We start from the raw sequence: 17,074 nt of genomic DNA, 5'->3' as shown, positions 1-17,074 counted from the left end.
CGCTCCTCGCAATGACGGAGTTTGGGGCTAGGCCTTCGCCTCCCCCCGAAATCCCGTCGCCAGCACATAGCGCTCCGAGGAATCCTGCCGGCTCGCGGCCGGCTTGACGTGACGTACGGTGGCGAAGTCGCGCTTGAGCTGGGCGAGCAACTCGGCGTCAGCACCGCTCTGGAACGTCTTCGCCAGGAACGTGCCGCCGGGCTTGAGCACGTCGCAGGCAAAGGCTGCGGCGGTTTCGACCAGGCCGACGATGCGGAGCTGGTCGGTCTTGCGATGGCCGGTGGTGTTGGCGGCCATGTCGGACATCACGACGTCGGCGCCGCCTCCTAACATCGCGGTGAGCCTCGAAGGCGCGTCATTGTCCATGAAGTCGAGCTGCGCGAAATCGACACCGGGGATCTCCGGCATCTCCAAGAGATCGATGGCGACGACCTTGCCCTTGCCGTCGACCGAGCCGACGCGCTTCGCCGCGATCTGGCTCCAGCCGCCGGGCGCAGCGCCAAGATCGACCACCGCCATGCCGGGCTTCAGCAGACGAAACTTGTCGTCCATCTCCAGCAGCTTGAACGCGGCGCGCGAGCGATAACCTTGCGCCTTGGCCTTGGCGACATAGGGATCATTGAGTTGCCGCTCCAGCCAGAGCTTTGACGACAGCTTGCGCTTGCCGCCGGTCTTGACCTGGACGTGCAAGCGGCCGGTGGTGTCCTTCGCCATCTCACCAGCTCCTGAGCGCGCCGTCCTCGCGCATCATCTCGACCAGCATGCCTTCGCGTAAGCCGCGGTCGGCAACGCGCAGGCGCGGCAGCGGAAAGGCGCGGCGGATGGCGTCGAGGATGGCACAGCCGGCCAGCACGAGGTCGGCGCGCTCGACGCTGATGCAATTGTTGCCGGCGCGTTGCTCATAGCTCATGCCGAGCAGCTTATTGATGGTCGCGGTGATGTCGGCATCGTTCATCCAGATGCTGTCGATGCGGCGGCGATCGTAGCGCGGCAGGTTGAGATGGATGCCGGCGAGCGTCGTCACGGTGCCGGACGTACCCAAAAGGTGCATGTCGGCGAGATCGCGCCCGTGCTCTTCCGCGAACGGCGCGACATGGTTCGCGACCTCCTGCTCCATCGCAGCATAGATCTCCGGCGTCACGTCGCGGCCGCCGAAATGCTCGGCCAGCGTCACCACGCCGAGCGGAATCGACATCCAGGCCTTGATGCGCGGCTGGGGATTTTCGTCCGTAGGATCGCGCTCGATCCGAACCAGCTCGGTCGAGCCGCCGCCGATGTCGAACAGGATCGCACCGCGCCCCCTGGGATCGACCAGCGGCGAGCAGCCGAGCACGGCCAGCGCCGCCTCGGTCTCGCGGTCGATCACCTCGAGCTCGATGCCGGTCTCGGCCGCGACGCGGCTGCGAAAGCCTTCCGCGTTCGAGGCCGCGCGGCAGGCTTCGGTGGCGATCAGCCGTAGCCGTCTTGCTTTGCGCAGGTTGATCTTGTCGCGGCAAATGCTGAGCGCCGCGATCGCGCGCTCGATCGCCGCCTCGCTGATGCAGCCGGTCGCCGAGACGCCCTCGCCGAGCCGGATGATGCGCGAGAAGGAATCGACCACGCGAAAACCATCGCTGGTCGGACAGGCGATCAACAGCCTGCAATTGTTGGTGCCGAGGTCGAGCGCCGCATAGACGCCGGTTCCCGGCGCCGGCGCGGGGACGGCCGATGCGGCGGCAAGCGCCACCGTCGCCATCGACCCCTCCAGGCCCCCGTCCGGCGCATGGCCGTTGTGGAGCCGCGTGTGGTCATTCATACAAACGTCTTTCCGCGGCCCGCTGGGCCGATCTGGAATTGCTTTTTCGCCTGAAACTTTAGCAGCGCATTAGGCCTGCGCAACAACGCATCACATAGGACCATGCCCATTCGTGCGTTGTCGTGAACGGGGCCGTGGGTTATCTGAACGGGGTCGGTCCTTCAGGCGCCCGCGAAACCCGCGCAAATGCCGGCTTTTCAGGACATTTCCATGCAAGAACACACCAAATCGTCGACGCTCGAAAACGCTATTGCACTGCAAAAATACGGCGTTGGACAACCGGTCCGCCGTAAAGAGGACGACACGCTGGTGCGCGGCAAGGGCCGCTATACCGACGATTTCAACCTGCCCGGCCAGGCCTACGCCGTGATCGTCCGCTCGACCCATGCCCATGGCGTGATCCGCGGCATCGGCACCGAGGCCGCCAGAGCGATGCCGGGCGTGCTGGGGGTGTGGACCGGCACCGACCTTAACGCCGCCGGCTACGGCCCCTTCACCTGCGGCCTGCCGCTGAAGAGCCGTGACGGCTCGCCCCTGCTCCAGACCAACCGCCAGCCCCTCGCGACCGACAAGGTCCGCTTCGTCGGCGATCCCGTCGCCTTCGTGGTTGCGGAGACGCTGGCGCAGGCGCGCGACGCGGCCGAAGCGGTTGAGGTCGATGTCGAGCCCTTGCCGGCAGTGACCGACCCCGAGGAGGCCGCAAGACCCGGCGCGCCACAGCTCTACGACCACATCCCGAACAACGTCGCACTCGACTATCACTATGGCGATGTGGAGAAGGTGAACGCCGCCTTCGCCGGCGCCGCCCATGTGACCAAGCTCGACATCGAGAACACCCGTGTCGCCGTGGTCTCGATGGAACCGCGCGTGGGGCTCGCGTCCTACGACAAGAAGACCGAGCGCTACACCATCCAGGTGCCGACGCAGGGCGTCGCTGGCAACCGCGCCAACCTCGCCAAGAACCTGAAAGTACCGAACGAAAAGGTGCGCATCCTCACCGCCAATGTCGGCGGCTCCTTCGGCATGAAGAACATCAACTACCCCGAATATATGTGCATCCTCTATGCGGCCAAGGAACTCGGCCGCCCGGTGAAGTGGCTCGACGAGCGCTCGACCAGCTTCCTCTCGGACAGCCACGGCCGCGCGCAAAAAATCCATGCCGAGCTCGCGCTGGATGCCGAGGGACATTTCCTCGCGGCAAAGCTCGAAGGCTACGGCAATCTCGGCGCCTACATCACCGGCGTTGCGCCCGGCCCGCTCTCGCTCAACACCGGCAAGAATTTCTCCAGCGTCTATCGTACGCCGCTGATGGCGGTCGACATCAAGACGGTGTTGACCAACACCACGCTGATGGGCGCCTATCGCGGCGCCGGCCGGCCCGAGGCGAACTACTACATGGAGCGCCTAATCGACCGCGCCGCGGACGAGATGGGCATCAACCGGCTGACGCTGCGCAAGCGCAACTTCATCAAGCCGAACCAGATGCCGTTCCCGGCCTCGTCCGGCGTCACCTATGACAGCGGCGACTTCCAGTCGGTGTTCAACAAGGCGCTCGAGATCTCCGACCACGAGAACTTCGCCAAGCGCAAGAAGGAGAGTAAGAAAGCCGGCAAGCTGCGCGGCATCGCGGTCGGCTCCTATCTCGAGGTCACCGCGCCGCCGAGCGTCGAACTCGGCAAGATCGTGTTCGATCCGGACGGCACCGTGCAGCTCATCACCGGCACACTCGACTACGGCCAGGGCCACGCGACGCCGTTCGCGCAGGTTTTGTGCGCGCAGCTCGGCATCCCCTTCGAGAGCGTCAGGCTGGTGCAGGGCGACAGCGACATCGTCCACACCGGCAGCGGCACCGGCGGCTCGCGCTCGATCACGGCGAGCGGCATGGCGATCGTGGAGGCCTCCAAGCTCGTGATCGAGAAGGGCAAGCGCGCCGCCGCGCACATGCTGGAAGCTTCCGAGGTCGACATCGAGTTCGCCGATGGCAGCTTCACCATCGCCGGCACCGACCGCAGCATCGACATCATGGAGCTCGCAAAGCGCCTGCATGAGGGCAAGGTGCCTGAGGGCGTGCCTGACTCGCTCGACGTCGATCACACCAGCGACGTTGTGCCGTCGGCCTTCCCGAACGGCTGCCACGTCGCGGAGGTCGAGATCGATCCGGACACCGGCGTGGTGCAGATCGTGCGCTACAGCGCCGTGAACGATTTCGGCACGGTGATCAACCCGATGCTTGTGGCGGGCCAGCTCCACGGCGGTGTCGTCCAGGGCATCGGCCAGGCGCTGATGGAGCAGATCCGCTACGACGAGAGCGGCCAGCCGATCACGGGCTCGCTGATGGACTACGCGCTGCCGCGCGCCGAGGACGCGCCGTTCATGACGGTCGGCGATCACCCGGTGCCGGCCAAGAGCAATCCCTTGGGCACCAAGGGCTGCGGCGAAGCGGGCTGCGCCGGCAGCATGTCGACGGTGGTGAACGCGGTGCTCGATGCGCTCTCGGACTACGGCGTCAAGCATATCGACATGCCGCTGACGCCGGAGCGCGTCTGGCGCGCGATCCAGCAGGCGAAGGGCGGGGCGTAGGGGCGACTTCCTGCTTCCACAATCATCACTGTCATCGCCCGCGAAAGCGGGCGATCCAGTATTCCAGAGACGTCGGAGGGGTACGGAGAAGCCGCGGCGTACTGGATGCCCCGCCTACGCGGGGCATGACACCGTAATTTGGGTTAGACGCGCTCGCTGCCGCCACACCCGCAATCGTCATCGCCCGCGAAAGCGGGCGATCCAGTATTCCAGAGACGTTGGAGGGATACGGAGAAGCCGCGACGTACTGGATGGCCCGCATTCGCGGGGCATGACACCGTAATTTGGGTTAGACGCGCTCGCTGCCGCCACACCCGCAATCGTCATCGCCCGCGAAAGCGGGCGATCCAGTATTCCAGAGACGTTGGAGGGATACGGAGAAGCCGCGGTGTACTGGATGCCCCGCTTTCGCGGGGCATGACACCGTGTTTGCGGCGACGCGCGTGCCCCTTACCGCCCTACGCCGCCGCCTGCTCGCGCGGCTGGTAGATCGCGGTGTGGTGGCAGTGCACCAACGGCGTTTCCCCGTTGGCGACGACCAGCGCGTCGAGCTCGACGAAGCGATGGCCCTTCTTCTCGTAGTTCGCGATGACCTTCGCCCGCGCGGTGATCTCGTCGCCGGCACGCGCGGCCGACAAGAGCTGCATGCGGCTGCCGACATGGATCCACGGGCCCAAAATCGTGTTGTCGACCAGCACGCGGTTCATGACCCGCTGGATCAGGCCTGGATGGCCAAGCCCTTCGCGCGCGAACATCGGATCGGCCTCGCGGATGTCGGCGAGATAGTCGGCAGCGTCCTGCCCGGCCCAGCGGCGCGGCACTGTCCCGAGCCATTTGCCCGCCTCGAATGTCGCGGGGCTGATCGGCTTGCGCTCGGTCACGGCCGGGACCGCGACATAGTCGTTCAAAGCCACCGCCGGCGCGGCAGCCGGCAGCGAGGCGGTGCCGGTCGCGCAGAGCTCGGTGCGGCTGAACACCTCGATCGTGAGCAACTCGTTGTGCTCGGTCGCATCGATATCGGCGGCCTCGCCGTCATAGACCGGCTTGATGAAGCGCGCCTCGATCAGCCCACGCGCAAGGAAATCGCGGCCCCAGCGGGCGATCGGCACATGCATCATGTAGGCGAAGACATCGGCGCCGGGCACCAATCCACCGGAAAAGCCGAAGCGGCGCGCCACCGTATCGTCATGCATCTTGTTTTCGGACTGCTTGGCCGTGTTGTAGGCCTGCACGCGATAGGTTTCGAGCCGGTTCGGCATGGGGTTCACCTTCCCTAATTTCTTGCCCTGAATTCTTGTTGTTTCGGGCGCGATGGTAGGGCCTGAGGAACCGGGGTCAATCCCCTCGCCTTTGCGGCCCGAATGGGGTACCACGCCGCCGATGACTGACACCACCACCCGCATCTATGTCGACGCCGACGCCTGTCCGGTGAAGGACGAGATCTATCGCGTCGCGATCCGGCACGGCGTGCCGGTGAGCGTGGTCGCCGGCAATTTCATCCGCGTGCCCCAGGATCCGCTGATCGAGCGTGTCGCGGCGGGCGCCGGCATGGATGCGGCCGACGACTGGATCGCGGAGCGCGCCGGTCCCGGCGACGTCGTCGTGACATCAGACATTCCGCTGGCAAGCCGCTGCGTGAAGGCGGGCGCGGACGTCATCGCGCCGAACGGCAAGCCGTTCACGGAAGAGTCGATCGGCATGACGCTCGCGGTGCGCAACCTGATGACTGACCTCCGCTCGGCGGGCGAAGTCACCGGCGGTCCCAGATCCTTCGCGCCGCGCGACCGCTCCGCGTTCCTCTCGGCGCTCGACCAGACACTGCGCCGGATTCAGCGTCGCCGCCCCGAGCAGGCCATAGCGAGCGAGGGCTGATCGTGGCGCCGCCGCTGATCCAACTGAAGGACATCAGGCTGACCTTTGGCGGCACCCCGCTTCTGACCGGCGTCGAGCTCAACGTCGCGCCAAGCGAGCGCGTCTGCCTGATCGGCCGCAACGGCTCCGGCAAGTCGACGCTGCTGAAGATTGCGGCGGGACTCGTCGAGGCCGACGCCGGCACGCGCTTCGTGCAGCCGGGCGCGACGGTTCGCTATTTGCCGCAGGAGCCGGATTTCGGCGACCACAAAACCACGCTTGCCTACGTCGAGGCCGGGCTCGCGCCCGGCGATGACCATCACCAGGCGCGCTATCTGCTGGAGCAGCTCGGGCTGACCGGCGAGGAGACTCCCGCAAATCTCTCCGGCGGTGAAGCACGGCGCGCGGCGCTCGCGCGCGTGCTGGCGCCCTCGCCCGACATCCTGCTTTTGGACGAGCCGACCAATCATCTCGACCTCACCACCATCGAATGGCTGGAGAAGGAGCTCGACAGCCGGCGCAGCGCGCTGGTCTTGATCAGCCATGACCGCCGTTTCCTCACCAACCTCTCGCGCTCCACGGCCTGGCTCGATCGCGGCAAGATCAAGCAGATCGACCGCGGCTTTGCCGCATTCGAGGCCTGGCGCGACGGGGTGCTGGCCGAGGAGGAGCGCGACCAGCACAAGCTCGACCGCAAGATCGTCGACGAGGAGCGTTGGCTGCGCCACGGCGTCTCCGGCCGGCGCAAGCGCAACGTCAAGCGGCTCGCCAATCTGCACGCGCTCCGCGCGCAGCGGCGCAACTATCGCGGCACGGCCGGCAGCGCCAGTCTCGCGGCGGCGGAAGCGGAGCAGTCCGGCAAGCTGGTGATCGAAGCCAAGGGCGTCAGCAAGGCCTATGGCGAGCGCAACATCGTCGAGAATTTCTCCACCCGGATCCAGCGCGGCGACCGCCTCGGCATCATCGGGCCGAACGGCGCCGGCAAGACCACGCTGGTCAATCTGCTCACCGGCGGCGCGCAGCCCGACTCCGGGACGGTGCGGTTAGGGGCCAATCTGGAGATGGCGACCCTCGACCAACACCGCGAAAGCCTCGATCCCAAATCGACGCTGGCCGAAGCCCTGACAGGCGGCCGCGGCGACCACGTCATGGTTGGCGGCAAGCCGAAGCATGTCGTCGGCTACATGAAAGACTTTCTGTTCGCGCAGGAGCAGCGCGGCACGCCGCTCGAAGTGCTTTCGGGCGGCGAGCGCGGCCGGCTGATGCTGGCGCGCGCGCTGGCCAAGCCCTCGAACCTTCTCGTGTTGGACGAACCGACCAACGATCTCGACCTCGAGACGCTCGACGTGCTGGAAGAGATGCTCGGCGACTACGAAGGCACGGTGATCCTGATCAGTCACGACCGCGACTTCCTCGACCGCGTCGTCACCTCCGTGATCGCACCCGATGGCGACGGCGGATGGATCGAATATGCCGGCGGCTACAGCGATATGCTGGCGCAGCGCGGCGCCGACCTGAAGCGCGAGACGGTCAAGGGGCAGCCTGTCGCGGAAAAGAAGGAAGAGCGGCCCGTTGCTCCGACGTCGGCGCCGAAACGCCGGTTGAGCTTCAACGAGAAGCACGCGCTCGAAACGCTGCCCAAGAAGATCGAGACGCTTCACGCCGATATTGCAAAACTGCAGCGCGTGCTCGACGATCCCGGTCTCTACGCCAAGGATCGCAAGACATTCGACGATACGTCCGCCGCGATCGCCAAGGCCCACGAAGAACTTTCCGCTGCTGAAGACCGCTGGCTCGAACTTGAAATGCTCCGCGAAGAGATTGAACAGGCTTAACCATGACAACGACTCTCGCCGCCAAGATCGCCCGTGAATATGGCACGCCCTGTGCCGTCATCGACATGGACAAGGTCGAGCGCAACATCGCGCGGATCCAGAAGGCCTGCAATGAGGCCGGCGTCGCCAACCGGCCGCACATCAAGACACACAAGAACCCGACGCTCGCCAAGATGCAGATCGCGGCGGGGGCCAAGGGCATCACCTGCCAGAAGCTCGGCGAGGCCGAGATCATGGCCAATGCCGGCATCGACAATATCCTGATCAGCTACAATCTGCTCGGCGAGGAGAAGATGGCGCGTCTCGGCGCGCTGCAGGCGAAGGCCAACATGACGGTGGCCGCCGACAATTCGACCGTGGTCGCCGGCCTGCCCAAGGCTGCGGCCGCCTCCGGCCGTCCACTGTCGGTCGTGGTGGAATGCGACACGGGGCGCAAGCGCGCCGGCGTCGAGACGCCGGCCGAGGCGGTGGCGCTGGCACGCGAGATCGCGGCATCGAAGGGGCTGCAATTCGCCGGGTTCATGATGTACCCGACCGAGACCGGCTGGGCCGAGGCGCAGAAATTCTACGATGAGGCGCTGGCGGGCGTGCGCGCGCACGGGCTGGAGGCCCCGATCGTGTCGACCGGCGGCACGCCCAACCTCGTCAATCTCGGCAAGCTCAAGGGCGGCACCGAGCACCGCTTCGGCACCTACATCTACAACGACCGCATGCAGGTCGCGGCCGGCTCCGCCACCTGGGACGACTGCGCTCTGCACATCTATTCGACGGTCGTCAGCCGCGCGGCGCCCGAGCGCGGCATCCTCGATGCCGGCTCGAAGACGCTGACGACGGACACCGGCGGCCTCGACGGCCACGGCCTGATCCTGGAGCATCCCGAAGCCAGGATCGCGCGCTTCGCCGAAGAGCACGGCTTCCTCGACCTCTCCCGCAGCAACACCCGCCCGAACGTCGGCGACGTCGTGCGCATCGTGCCCAATCACGTTTGCGTCGTCGTCAACATGATGGACGAGGTGGTGATGGTCCGTGGCGAGGAGATCATCGGCGCACTGCCGGTGGCGGCAAGAGGCAAGCTGCGCTAGGCGCCGATCAGCGCCTGCAGTTCGCGATCCAGCCCGTCGCGGAACAGCTTGATCGGACGCGCCAGCCGGCCGGCGGGCGGGCGATGCACGATCCACGCGCGCACCGCGGGATTGAAATCCCGCGCCGCGACCGGCTTGAGCTTGTCGCGAAACGCGCTCCGCTTCAGCCCGATCGGCGTCACAAGGCCGACGCCGAGGCCGCGCGCGACCAGAGACAGGCGAAGCTCGCTGTCGAGCGCCTCGACGGCAATGTTGAACGGCAGATGCTCGGCATCGAACCGGCGCTTGAGCGTGTCGCGAAAGCCGCAGCCGTCCTGGTTGATCACCCATGATATTTGCGACAGGCGCTCCAGATCGACGATGCGCGGGATCTTCATGTCGCGCGCAACGACGAACACCACCGGCTGCGCGCCGAGATCGTCTGCGACGAGGTCGGCTGGCGGTACTGCGCCATCGGGCAGGCAAATCGCGGCCGCGTCGAGTTCGTTGCGGCAGACCCGCTCGACCTGGTTGGGCGACCAGCCCGAGACGATGCGCACGCTCAGCGCCGGAAATTCGGCGCGCACGGCATCGAGCGGTGCAGTGAGCCCGGCCTCGGAGAGAAACGGCGTGAGCCCCAGCCTGAACTCGCCGCGCACTACGCCGTCATTGGCGACTCCCGACTTGAGATCGTCCAGCATCCTGAGCAGGCGGCGGCCCTGCTCATAGGCCTCATAGCCCGCGGCCGTCGGCTTCAGCGGCTTCGAGAGCCGATCCAGGAGCTGCGCACCCAGCATCTCCTCGAGATTCTGGATGCGCCGTGTCACGCCGGGCTGGGTGAGGTTGAGGCGCGCTGAGGCCGCAACGATCGATCCGGTCTCGACCACTGCGACGAAGGCGACAAGGTCATGGGTGTTCATAACGAACTCGCATATTCTTTATAGGCTTATTTGAATTGTAGCATATTAGGGAGCCCGCTTAAAGGACCCGCATCACAGCCTGCGAGGTCCCATGACCATCTTCGAAACCACCAAGCTTGCGCCCGCAAAGCAGCGTGCCGAGCGATCCCTGATCTGGCTCGGCGCCGTCACCACCGGCGTCGTCGTCACCAACCTGTTCGCGCCGCAGATTCTGGTTGGCCTGATCGGCCGGTCGCTGGCCATGACCGCCTGGCAGGCGGGCCTCGTCAGCACGCTCACGCTGCTCGGCTATGCGCTCGGCCTGTTACTACTGGTGCCACTCGTCGACCTCATCGAGAACCGGCGCCTGATCCTGCGGACACTCGGCTGCGCCATTCTCGCTGCCCTTGCGACGGCGCTCGCGCCGACGCCGTCGCTTCTGCTGCTGGCCACCTTCGTCCTCGGCGCCTCCTGCGCGGCCATCCAGATGATGGTCCCCCTCGTGGCGTCCATGGTGGCGCCGGAGCGTCGCGGCCAAGCCATCGGCGAGGTCATGAGCGGATTGATGATCGGCATCCTGTTGTCGCGCCCCGCGGCGAGCCTCATCGCCGATCTCTGGAGCTGGCGTGCCTACTACCTCCTCTCGGCCATCCTGATGGCGTTACTTCTGGGCGCGCTCGGCCGCTATCTGCCGACGCTGCAACCGGCGGCCGGTGAAAGCTACGGCGAATTGCTGCGTTCCTTCCCAAGGCTCCTGCGGGAAGAGCCTGTGCTGCGCGTGCGGGCCTGGACCGCGGCGCTGGTCATGGCGTCCTTCACTGCGTTCTGGGCCGCGGTCGCGCTGCGGCTGCCGGACGTGCCATTCGCCCTCGACGCCAAGGGAATTGCGGCTTTCGCCCTGATCGGCGTGGCCGGCGCAGCCGCGACATCGCTGGCCGGCCGCTGGGGCGACAAAGGCTGGGCGCGCCCGATGTTCCTTGCGGCCCATCTGCTCATCATCGCCTCGCTCGCGCTCTGTGCCTGGGCCGGTGTGATGGAATCACGAATAGTCGCCCTGCTTGTATTGAGCCTCGGCACGATCCTGCTCGATGTCGGCATCACCACCGACCAGACGCTGGGCCGCCGCGCCATCAACCTGCTGCGTCCCGAAGCGCGCGGCCGCATCAACGGCCTGTTCGTTGCGCTGTTCTTCATCGGCGGTGGCGTCGGCGCTGCCGCGGCGTCGCTGGCCTGGACTTACGGCGGCTGGACCATGGTCTGTGTCGTCGCCGCGAGTTTTGGCGTGCTCGGTCTCCTCACCGATCTCATGACCAGGACCGGTACGTCATGACGCGCCCGCGCCATCCTTCGAGGCTCGCAGCGAAGGCCTCGGCGGCGTTCTAGGAACGTTTCAGCCACTCCAACGCACCCCGCCCCGCGGCGGCGCCAGTCGCAAACGAGGCCTGAAGCAAGTAGCCACCAGTCGGCGCTTCCCAGTCGAGCATCTCACCGGCTGCGAACACGCCCGGCAGCTTGCGGATCATCCAGCTCGCGTCGATCTCACTGAAGGAAATGCCTCCGGCACTCGAGATCGCGCGCGCGATTGGCGCAACGCCGGTGAGCTTGATCGGCACGGCGTTGACGAGCTCGGCCAATCGCTCGGCCGGCATTGCCGATAATGATTGGCCTGCCCCGATCGCCGCTTCCTGCAACAATCCGAGCGCAACGGGCGAAAGCTGCACGGCTTTGCGCAGAAAGTTGGAGAACGACTGCTTGCCGCGCGACACGGACAGACGGCGGACCAGCTCGGCGCGATCGAGGTCAGGCCGCAAGACGACCTCGAGAGCAGCCTCGCCTCTCGCCGCGATCGCCTCGCGCAACTCAGCCGACAGCGCATAGATCGCGCCGCCTTCGATGCCGGTGCGCGTGATGGTCGCCTCGCCGCGCACGCGGTGCGGGCCGCAGCTCAGGCCAATGCCCTTGAGCGGCTGGCCTTCGAAGCGCGTGCGGAAGACATCGGACCAGGCGATGGTGAAGCCGCAATTCGCGGGCCGCAGCGGCGATATCGCAAGCCCTTTGTCGACGAGGATTTGCGTCCAGCCGCCGTCGGAGCCGAGCCGCGGCCAGCTTGCGCCGCCGAGCGCCAGCACGGTGAGGCGGGCTGCAACAGCGGACGTGCCGCCGGGTGCCCGAAACAGCAACCGTCCCTCATCATCCCAGCCGGTCCAGCGCTGGCGAAAGGCAAAGCGCACGCCGCTGGCATCAAGCCGGCGCAGCCAGGCCCGCAACAAGGGCGATGCCTTGAACGCCTTCGGAAAGACGCGGCCACTTGAGCCGATAAAGGTCGGCTCGCCCAACCCTTCGCACCAGGCACGCAACGCATCCGGTGGGAAGGCCTCGATCGCCGCTTGCAGGTTCGCCGTCGCCTCGCGATAGCGCGCCATGAACAGCGGCACTGGCTCGCTGTGCGTGAGGTTGAGCCCACCGCGACCGGCCATCAGGAATTTGCGGCCAGCCGACGGCATCGCATCGTAGACGGTGACGTAAGCACCGCCTTGCGCCAGCACCTCCGCCGCCATCAGTCCGGCGGGACCGGCACCGATGACGGCGACGTGGTTTTCGGTTGAGGTCATGGCGTGAGTTTAGGCCAGATTCTCGCGCCACAAACAGGCTCGTCATTCCCGGGCGCGTCCGCTTGGGCACGAGCCCGGAATCCACTAGGCAACGCGCTGTGCGGCACGATGGATTCCGGGCTCGATGCTCCGGGCCGCTCTCGCGCAGTCCCGTCGCATCGCCCCGGAACGACGGCGGTTAGAGTTTGATGCCGGCGCGGGCCGCGGCCTGCGCCACATATTTCTGCGTTTGCTCGAACGCGCCCGTCAGCGCCTTGGCCTTCGACATATCGCTGATCTCGGCGAAACGCGCGGCGACGGCGTCGGGGGTCCATTCGGACTCCGGCAGGTTGATGCCCTCGCTCTCCAAAATCTTGATCACCGCGAAGGAGCCGGCACCGGCGCCCATGATGGTGCGGGTGGGCGCATCCTCGCTGAGGAGATATTCGACCGCCGGCGTGATCGCGTTCGGCTTCATGAGCTGCAGCGCCTGCGGCGGCAGCAGCTCCTCGGTCATGCGGGTGGCCGCCGTCGGCGAGATGATGTTGACGCGGATGTCGTTCTTGCGGCCCTCTTCGGCCAGCACGTTCATCAGGCCGACCATGCCGGACTTCGCCGCGCCGTAATTGGCCTGGCCGAAATTGCCGTAGAGACCGGAGGACGAGGTGGTCAGCACGATGCGGCCGTAGTTGCGGTCGCGCATGCCGGCCCAGGCCGCCTTGCAGCAATAGAAGGTGCCGACGAGGTGCACGTCGAGCACCTTCTGGAAATCGGTGGTCTCCATCTTGCCGAACGACTTGTCGCGCAGGATGCCGGCGTTGGCGCAGAGGAGATCGACGCTGCCCCACTCCTTGGTGGCGCGCTCGACCATGGCGGTGACCTGCTCGAAATTCGACACGTCGGCGCCGTCGGCCATCGCCGTGCCGCCGGCCTTGCGGATCTCCTCGACCACGGCCTCAGCCGGCGAGAGCGAGCCGCCGGTGCCGTCGCGCGCGCCGCCGAAGTCGTTGACCACGACCTTGGCGCCGCGGCTCGCCAGCCCCAGCGCATGCGCGCGCCCCAGACCATTGCCCGCGCCGGTGACGATGGCGACGCGTCCGTCAAACCTGATTGCCATGAGTGAAGTCCTGTTCTTCCGTTTCCTTCTCCCCTTGTGGGAGAAGGTGGCGCGAAGCGCCGGATGAGGGGTCTCTCTCCACAGATGCGCTCGCGGAGAGAGACCCCTCACCCGCCTCGCGTTCCGCGAGGCACCCTCTCCCCCAAGGGGAGAGGGTCCGAGTGCATCGATTGGAGAGCTTTTGAGCAGCGATGGATTGCCGGGTCAAGCCCGGCAATGACGGGCACGCTCAGGCGAAATAGATCAACCCGAGCCACTCGGCGACCAGCGCCGGCTTGTCCTCGCCTTCGATCTCCACCGTGACGTTGGTGCGGGACTGCAATTCGTTGGGCTTGCGCAGCTTGGCTTCAGTCAGCACGAAGCGGCCGCGGACGCGCTTTCCGGCGCGGACCGGCGAGATGAAGCGCAGCTTGTCAAAACCGTAGTTCACGCCCATCGTGGTGCCGGCGATGACCGGCATCACCTCGTAGGACATGATCGACAGCAGCGACATCGTCAGGAAGCCGTGCGCGATGGTGGTGCCGAAAGCCGTCTCCTTCTTCGCACGCTCGGGATCGACATGGATGAACTGGTGATCCTCGATCACGTCGGCATAGCTATTGATGCGGGGCTGGTCGATCAGGTGCCACGACGACACGCCGACCTCCTTGCCGACCAGGGCCTGATAGGCCTCAAGGGAAATCGGCGGCTTCTTCCAAACTTCGTTCACTTAGGTCTCACTCCGGGTTTTCGGCAGCTCCGGAAAGTCCTCTTCCCGGAATTCGCGACCGCGCAGGGGATCGGTGCGATCGTCGTCGCGTTCGAGCCGGCGTAGCTGCACGCGGCGAATTTTTCCAGAGATCGTTTTCGGCAGCTCGGTGACGATCTCGATGCGGCGGATGCGCTTGAACGGCGCAAGGCGCGTGTGCAGATGCTTGAAGATCGACAACGCGGTTTCCGGCGTCCGCTCCGCGCCCGAGGTCAGCAGCACGAACGCCTTGGGGATCGCGAGCCGGATCGGATCCGGGCTCGGCACCACGGCGGCTTCCGCGACCAGCTCATGCTCCAGCAGCACGCTCTCCAGCTCGAACGGGCTGATGCGGTAGTCGGAGGACTTGAAGACGTCGTCGGACCGCCCGACGAACGTGAGATAGCCTTCCTCGTCCGCGAAAACGACATCGCCGCTGCGATAGAGCGTGCCTTCGGCGCCCGACAATTTGCCGTCGTCGCCCTGGTAGCCCTGCATCAGGCCGGCGGGACGATCCGCGCCGAGCAGCAACGTCACCTCGCCCTCTTTCGCCGGATGACCGTCGGCGTCGCTGATCTGGACGCGATAGCCCGGCAGCGGCCGGCCCATCGAGCCGACCTTGACCTTCTGACCCGGCGAGTTGCCGGCGAGCGCGGCGGTCTCGGTCTGGCCGTAGCCGTCGCGGATGGTGAGACCCCAGGCTGCCTGGACCTGGTCGATCACCTCCGGATTGAGCGGCTCGCCGGCGCCGCAGACTTCGCGCAAGGCCACTTTGAAGGACGAAAGGTCCTCCTGGATGAACAGCCGCCACACCGTCGGCGGCGCGCACAGCGTGGTGACGCCGCAGCGGCCGATGGTGGCGAGCAGGCCTTTCGCATCGAAGCGCGGCTGGTTGACGACGAACACGGTGGCACCCGCATTCCATGGCGCGAAAAAACAGCTCCAGGCATGCTTGGCCCAGCCGGGCGAGGAAATGTTGAGGTGAACGTCGCCGGGCTTCAGCCCGATCCAGTACATCGTGGAGAGATGGCCGACGGGATAGCTGCGCTGGCTGTGTCGCACCAGCTTTGGCTTGGCCGTGGTGCCGGAGGTGAAATAGAGCAGCATCGGGTCGTCGGCGTTGGTCGGACCATCGGGCACAAAGCTCTCCGACGATTTCGCCGCCTCATCGTAGGCACGCCAGTCATCGGTGGCCGCGCCGACCACGATGCGGACGAGATTTTCGGTGCCGAGCCCCGCGAACTTCGCGACCTGGTCTTGCGCCGCCACCACCGCCCTCGCCTTGCCGCGATCGAGCCGGTCGCGCAACTCATCGGCGGTGAGCAGCGTGGTCGCAGGAATCACGACGACGCCGAGCTTCATCGCGGCGAGCATGGTCTCCCACAGCGGAACCACATTGCCGAGCAGAAGCAGAAGATGATCGCCGCGCTTCAGGCCTTGCGCGCGCAGGAAGTTCGCGACGCGATTGGAGCGGCGCGACATCGTCTCGAAAGACAGCTTGGTCTGCTGGTCCTGCGCGTCGACGATCCAGAGCGCGGGCCGGTCCTTGCTCTCCGCATTCGCCGCCAGCTCGGCGTCGAACCAGTCGAGCGCCCAGTTGAAGGGAACCGGATCGGGCCAGCGGAAACCCTTGACCGCTGTCTCGTAGTCCGTGCGGTGCTTTAGCAGAAAGGCGCGCGCTTCCTGAAATGTCGTCATCAAGCTTTCCCGGCCAACTCCCTAACGTGCTTGATAATTCCGGAAAAATCCACCCCGCCATGGCCGGCTGCATCGAAAGACTGATAGATCTCCTGCGCATGCTTGCCGAGCGGAGTCGCGGCGCCCGCCGCCTTCGCGGCGTCCTGCGCGAGCGTCAGGTCCTTCACCATCAGTGCCGAGGCGAAGCCCGGCTTGTAGTCGTTGTTGGCGGGCGAGGTTGGCACCGGGCCCGGCACCGGGCAATAGCTCGTCAACGACCAGCACTGGCCCGACGAAGTCGAGGCGACGTCGAACAGCGCCTGATGCGAGAGCCCGAGCTTCTCTGCGAGCGCAAAGGCCTCGCTCACCGCGATCATGGAAATGCCGAGGATCATGTTGTTGCAGATCTTCGCCGCTTGTCCCGCGCCGGCACCGCCACAATGCACGATCTTCTTGCCCATCTTCTCCAGCACGGGTTTTGCCGTCGCAAACGCTGTCTCCTCGCCGCCGCACATGAAGGTGAGCGTCGCGCCCTTGGCGCCGCCCGTGCCGCCGGAGACCGGCGCGTCGACCGACAGCACGCCGTGCTTGGCGGCAAGCGCATGCGCCTGCCGCGCGCTTTCGACGTCGATGGTCGAGCTATCGATGATCAGCGCGCCCTTGGCCATCGCGGGAATGACCTCGTTCCAGACGCCGAGAACATGCTTGCCGGCCGGCAGCATGGTGACGACGATGTCGGCCCCCTTCACGGCCCCTGGCGCACTGTCGGCAATGCTGGCGCCATCGGCCTTGGCCTGGTTGCGGGAGGCCTCGACCAGGTCGAACGCAACGACCTTTTGGCCGGCTTTGACTAGATTGGCCGCCATCGGGCCGCCCATGTTGCCGAGACCGATGAATGCGATCGTGGCCATCTTCGTCTCCTCCGCTGATGCGCGTTTCGC

The 17,074-nt window shown here is 66.2% G+C and carries 13 protein-coding genes and 1 pseudogene; 5 read left to right on the top strand and 9 right to left on the bottom strand.

Features of this window, described 5'->3' with window-relative positions:
* Positions 1 to 27: 27 nt before the first annotated feature.
* Together MTR72_RS09960 and MTR72_RS09955 are read right to left on the bottom strand one after the other, a co-directional pair.
* Positions 28 to 714, bottom strand: coding sequence for an RlmE family RNA methyltransferase (locus MTR72_RS09960; RefSeq protein ID WP_280964396.1), 687 nt, complete (start codon positions 712 to 714; stop codon positions 28 to 30).
* A 1-nt stretch (position 715) separates the two neighbouring features.
* Positions 716 to 1,795 (bottom strand): Ppx/GppA phosphatase family protein, encoded by a 1,080-nt coding sequence (locus MTR72_RS09955; RefSeq protein WP_280964397.1) that lies wholly within the window; start codon positions 1,793 to 1,795, stop codon positions 716 to 718.
* 210 nt (positions 1,796 to 2,005) lie between these two features.
* Here MTR72_RS09955 and MTR72_RS09950 point away from each other — a divergent pair, with 210 nt between their 5' ends.
* Complete coding sequence (locus MTR72_RS09950) at positions 2,006 to 4,375, top strand: xanthine dehydrogenase family protein molybdopterin-binding subunit (RefSeq protein WP_280964398.1); 2,370 nt, start codon at positions 2,006 to 2,008, stop codon at positions 4,373 to 4,375.
* A 458-nt stretch (positions 4,376 to 4,833) separates the two neighbouring features.
* Here MTR72_RS09950 and MTR72_RS09945 read toward each other — a convergent pair whose 3' ends face one another.
* On the bottom strand, positions 4,834 to 5,634 hold the full coding sequence (locus MTR72_RS09945) for a hypothetical protein (protein WP_341510337.1): 801 nt from the start codon (positions 5,632 to 5,634) through the stop codon (positions 4,834 to 4,836).
* Positions 5,635 to 5,755: 121 nt separating this feature from the next.
* On the opposite strand from MTR72_RS09945, the gene MTR72_RS09940 reads away from it, so the two are divergent.
* The 3 genes from MTR72_RS09940 to MTR72_RS09930 are packed head-to-tail and all read left to right on the top strand — an operon-like array spanning position 5,756 to position 9,143.
* The gene (locus MTR72_RS09940; RefSeq protein WP_280964400.1) at positions 5,756 to 6,247 is read left to right on the top strand and encodes a YaiI/YqxD family protein; all 492 of its coding nucleotides are present in this window, start codon (positions 5,756 to 5,758) and stop codon (positions 6,245 to 6,247) included.
* A 2-nt stretch (positions 6,248 to 6,249) separates the two neighbouring features.
* Positions 6,250 to 8,061 (top strand): ABC-F family ATP-binding cassette domain-containing protein, encoded by a 1,812-nt coding sequence (locus MTR72_RS09935; RefSeq protein ID WP_341510336.1) that lies wholly within the window; start codon positions 6,250 to 6,252, stop codon positions 8,059 to 8,061.
* A gap of 2 nt (positions 8,062 to 8,063) precedes the next feature.
* Complete coding sequence (locus tag MTR72_RS09930) at positions 8,064 to 9,143, top strand: D-TA family PLP-dependent enzyme (protein WP_280964402.1); 1,080 nt, start codon at positions 8,064 to 8,066, stop codon at positions 9,141 to 9,143.
* Here the strand turns inward: MTR72_RS09930 and MTR72_RS09925 are convergent.
* Entirely contained in the window at positions 9,140 to 10,042 is a 903-nt protein-coding gene (locus tag MTR72_RS09925) for a LysR family transcriptional regulator (RefSeq protein ID WP_280964403.1), read from the bottom strand. The two genes, MTR72_RS09930 and MTR72_RS09925, sit on opposite strands and share 4 nt — an antisense overlap.
* A gap of 91 nt (positions 10,043 to 10,133) precedes the next feature.
* Between MTR72_RS09925 and MTR72_RS09920 the strand changes: the two genes are divergently transcribed.
* Positions 10,134 to 11,351, top strand: a complete 1,218-nt coding sequence (locus MTR72_RS09920) for an MFS transporter (protein ID WP_280964404.1) — start codon at positions 10,134 to 10,136, stop codon at positions 11,349 to 11,351.
* Between the two features lie 49 nt (positions 11,352 to 11,400).
* On the opposite strand, the gene MTR72_RS09915 is transcribed toward MTR72_RS09920, so the two are convergent.
* The 5 genes and pseudogenes from MTR72_RS09915 to mmsB all read right to left on the bottom strand — a co-directional run.
* On the bottom strand, positions 11,401 to 12,633 hold the full coding sequence (locus MTR72_RS09915; protein ID WP_280964405.1) for a BaiN/RdsA family NAD(P)/FAD-dependent oxidoreductase: 1,233 nt from the start codon (positions 12,631 to 12,633) through the stop codon (positions 11,401 to 11,403).
* Between the two features lie 178 nt (positions 12,634 to 12,811).
* On the bottom strand, positions 12,812 to 13,729 hold the full coding sequence (locus tag MTR72_RS09910; protein WP_280964406.1) for an SDR family NAD(P)-dependent oxidoreductase: 918 nt from the start codon (positions 13,727 to 13,729) through the stop codon (positions 12,812 to 12,814).
* A 229-nt stretch (positions 13,730 to 13,958) separates the two neighbouring features.
* Positions 13,959 to 14,438 carry a MaoC family dehydratase gene (locus MTR72_RS09905; protein ID WP_280964407.1) on the bottom strand — a complete coding sequence of 160 codons (480 nt, stop codon included), beginning with the start codon at positions 14,436 to 14,438 and terminating at the stop codon, positions 13,959 to 13,961.
* Positions 14,439 to 16,154: an AMP-binding protein gene (locus tag MTR72_RS09900; RefSeq protein WP_341510335.1), complete on the bottom strand. Its 1,716-nt coding sequence runs from the start codon at positions 16,152 to 16,154 to the stop codon at positions 14,439 to 14,441.
* Positions 16,154 to 17,059, bottom strand: a pseudogene (gene mmsB / locus MTR72_RS09895) (3-hydroxyisobutyrate dehydrogenase); the annotation flags it as partial. The pseudogene mmsB and the gene MTR72_RS09900, both read right to left, overlap by 1 nt.
* Between the last annotated feature and the right edge of the window lie 15 nt (positions 17,060 to 17,074).

It is taken from the genome of Bradyrhizobium sp. ISRA442 (genome assembly GCF_038085055.1).
Classification (GTDB): Bacteria; Pseudomonadota; Alphaproteobacteria; order Rhizobiales; family Xanthobacteraceae; genus Bradyrhizobium.
This window is presented reverse-complemented; position numbering and strand designations above follow the sequence as displayed.

Excerpts from the sequence above, each read along its gene's own strand:
- MTR72_RS09960 (WP_280964396.1), bottom strand. The coding sequence starts at position 714 with ATGGCGAAGGACACCACCGGCCGCTTGCACGTCCAGGTCAAGACCGGC.
- MTR72_RS09955 (WP_280964397.1), bottom strand. The coding sequence starts at position 1,795 with ATGAATGACCACACGCGGCTCCACAACGGCCATGCGCCGGACGGGGGC.
- MTR72_RS09950 (WP_280964398.1), top strand. The coding sequence starts at position 2,006 with ATGCAAGAACACACCAAATCGTCGACGCTCGAAAACGCTATTGCACTG.
- MTR72_RS09945 (WP_341510337.1), bottom strand. The coding sequence starts at position 5,634 with ATGCCGAACCGGCTCGAAACCTATCGCGTGCAGGCCTACAACACGGCC.
- MTR72_RS09940 (WP_280964400.1), top strand. The coding sequence starts at position 5,756 with ATGACTGACACCACCACCCGCATCTATGTCGACGCCGACGCCTGTCCG.
- MTR72_RS09930 (WP_280964402.1), top strand. The coding sequence starts at position 8,064 with ATGACAACGACTCTCGCCGCCAAGATCGCCCGTGAATATGGCACGCCC.
- MTR72_RS09925 (WP_280964403.1), bottom strand. The coding sequence starts at position 10,042 with ATGAACACCCATGACCTTGTCGCCTTCGTCGCAGTGGTCGAGACCGGA.
- MTR72_RS09920 (WP_280964404.1), top strand. The coding sequence starts at position 10,134 with ATGACCATCTTCGAAACCACCAAGCTTGCGCCCGCAAAGCAGCGTGCC.
- MTR72_RS09915 (WP_280964405.1), bottom strand. The coding sequence starts at position 12,633 with ATGACCTCAACCGAAAACCACGTCGCCGTCATCGGTGCCGGTCCCGCC.
- MTR72_RS09910 (WP_280964406.1), bottom strand. The coding sequence starts at position 13,729 with ATGGCAATCAGGTTTGACGGACGCGTCGCCATCGTCACCGGCGCGGGC.
- MTR72_RS09900 (WP_341510335.1), bottom strand. The coding sequence starts at position 16,154 with ATGACGACATTTCAGGAAGCGCGCGCCTTTCTGCTAAAGCACCGCACG.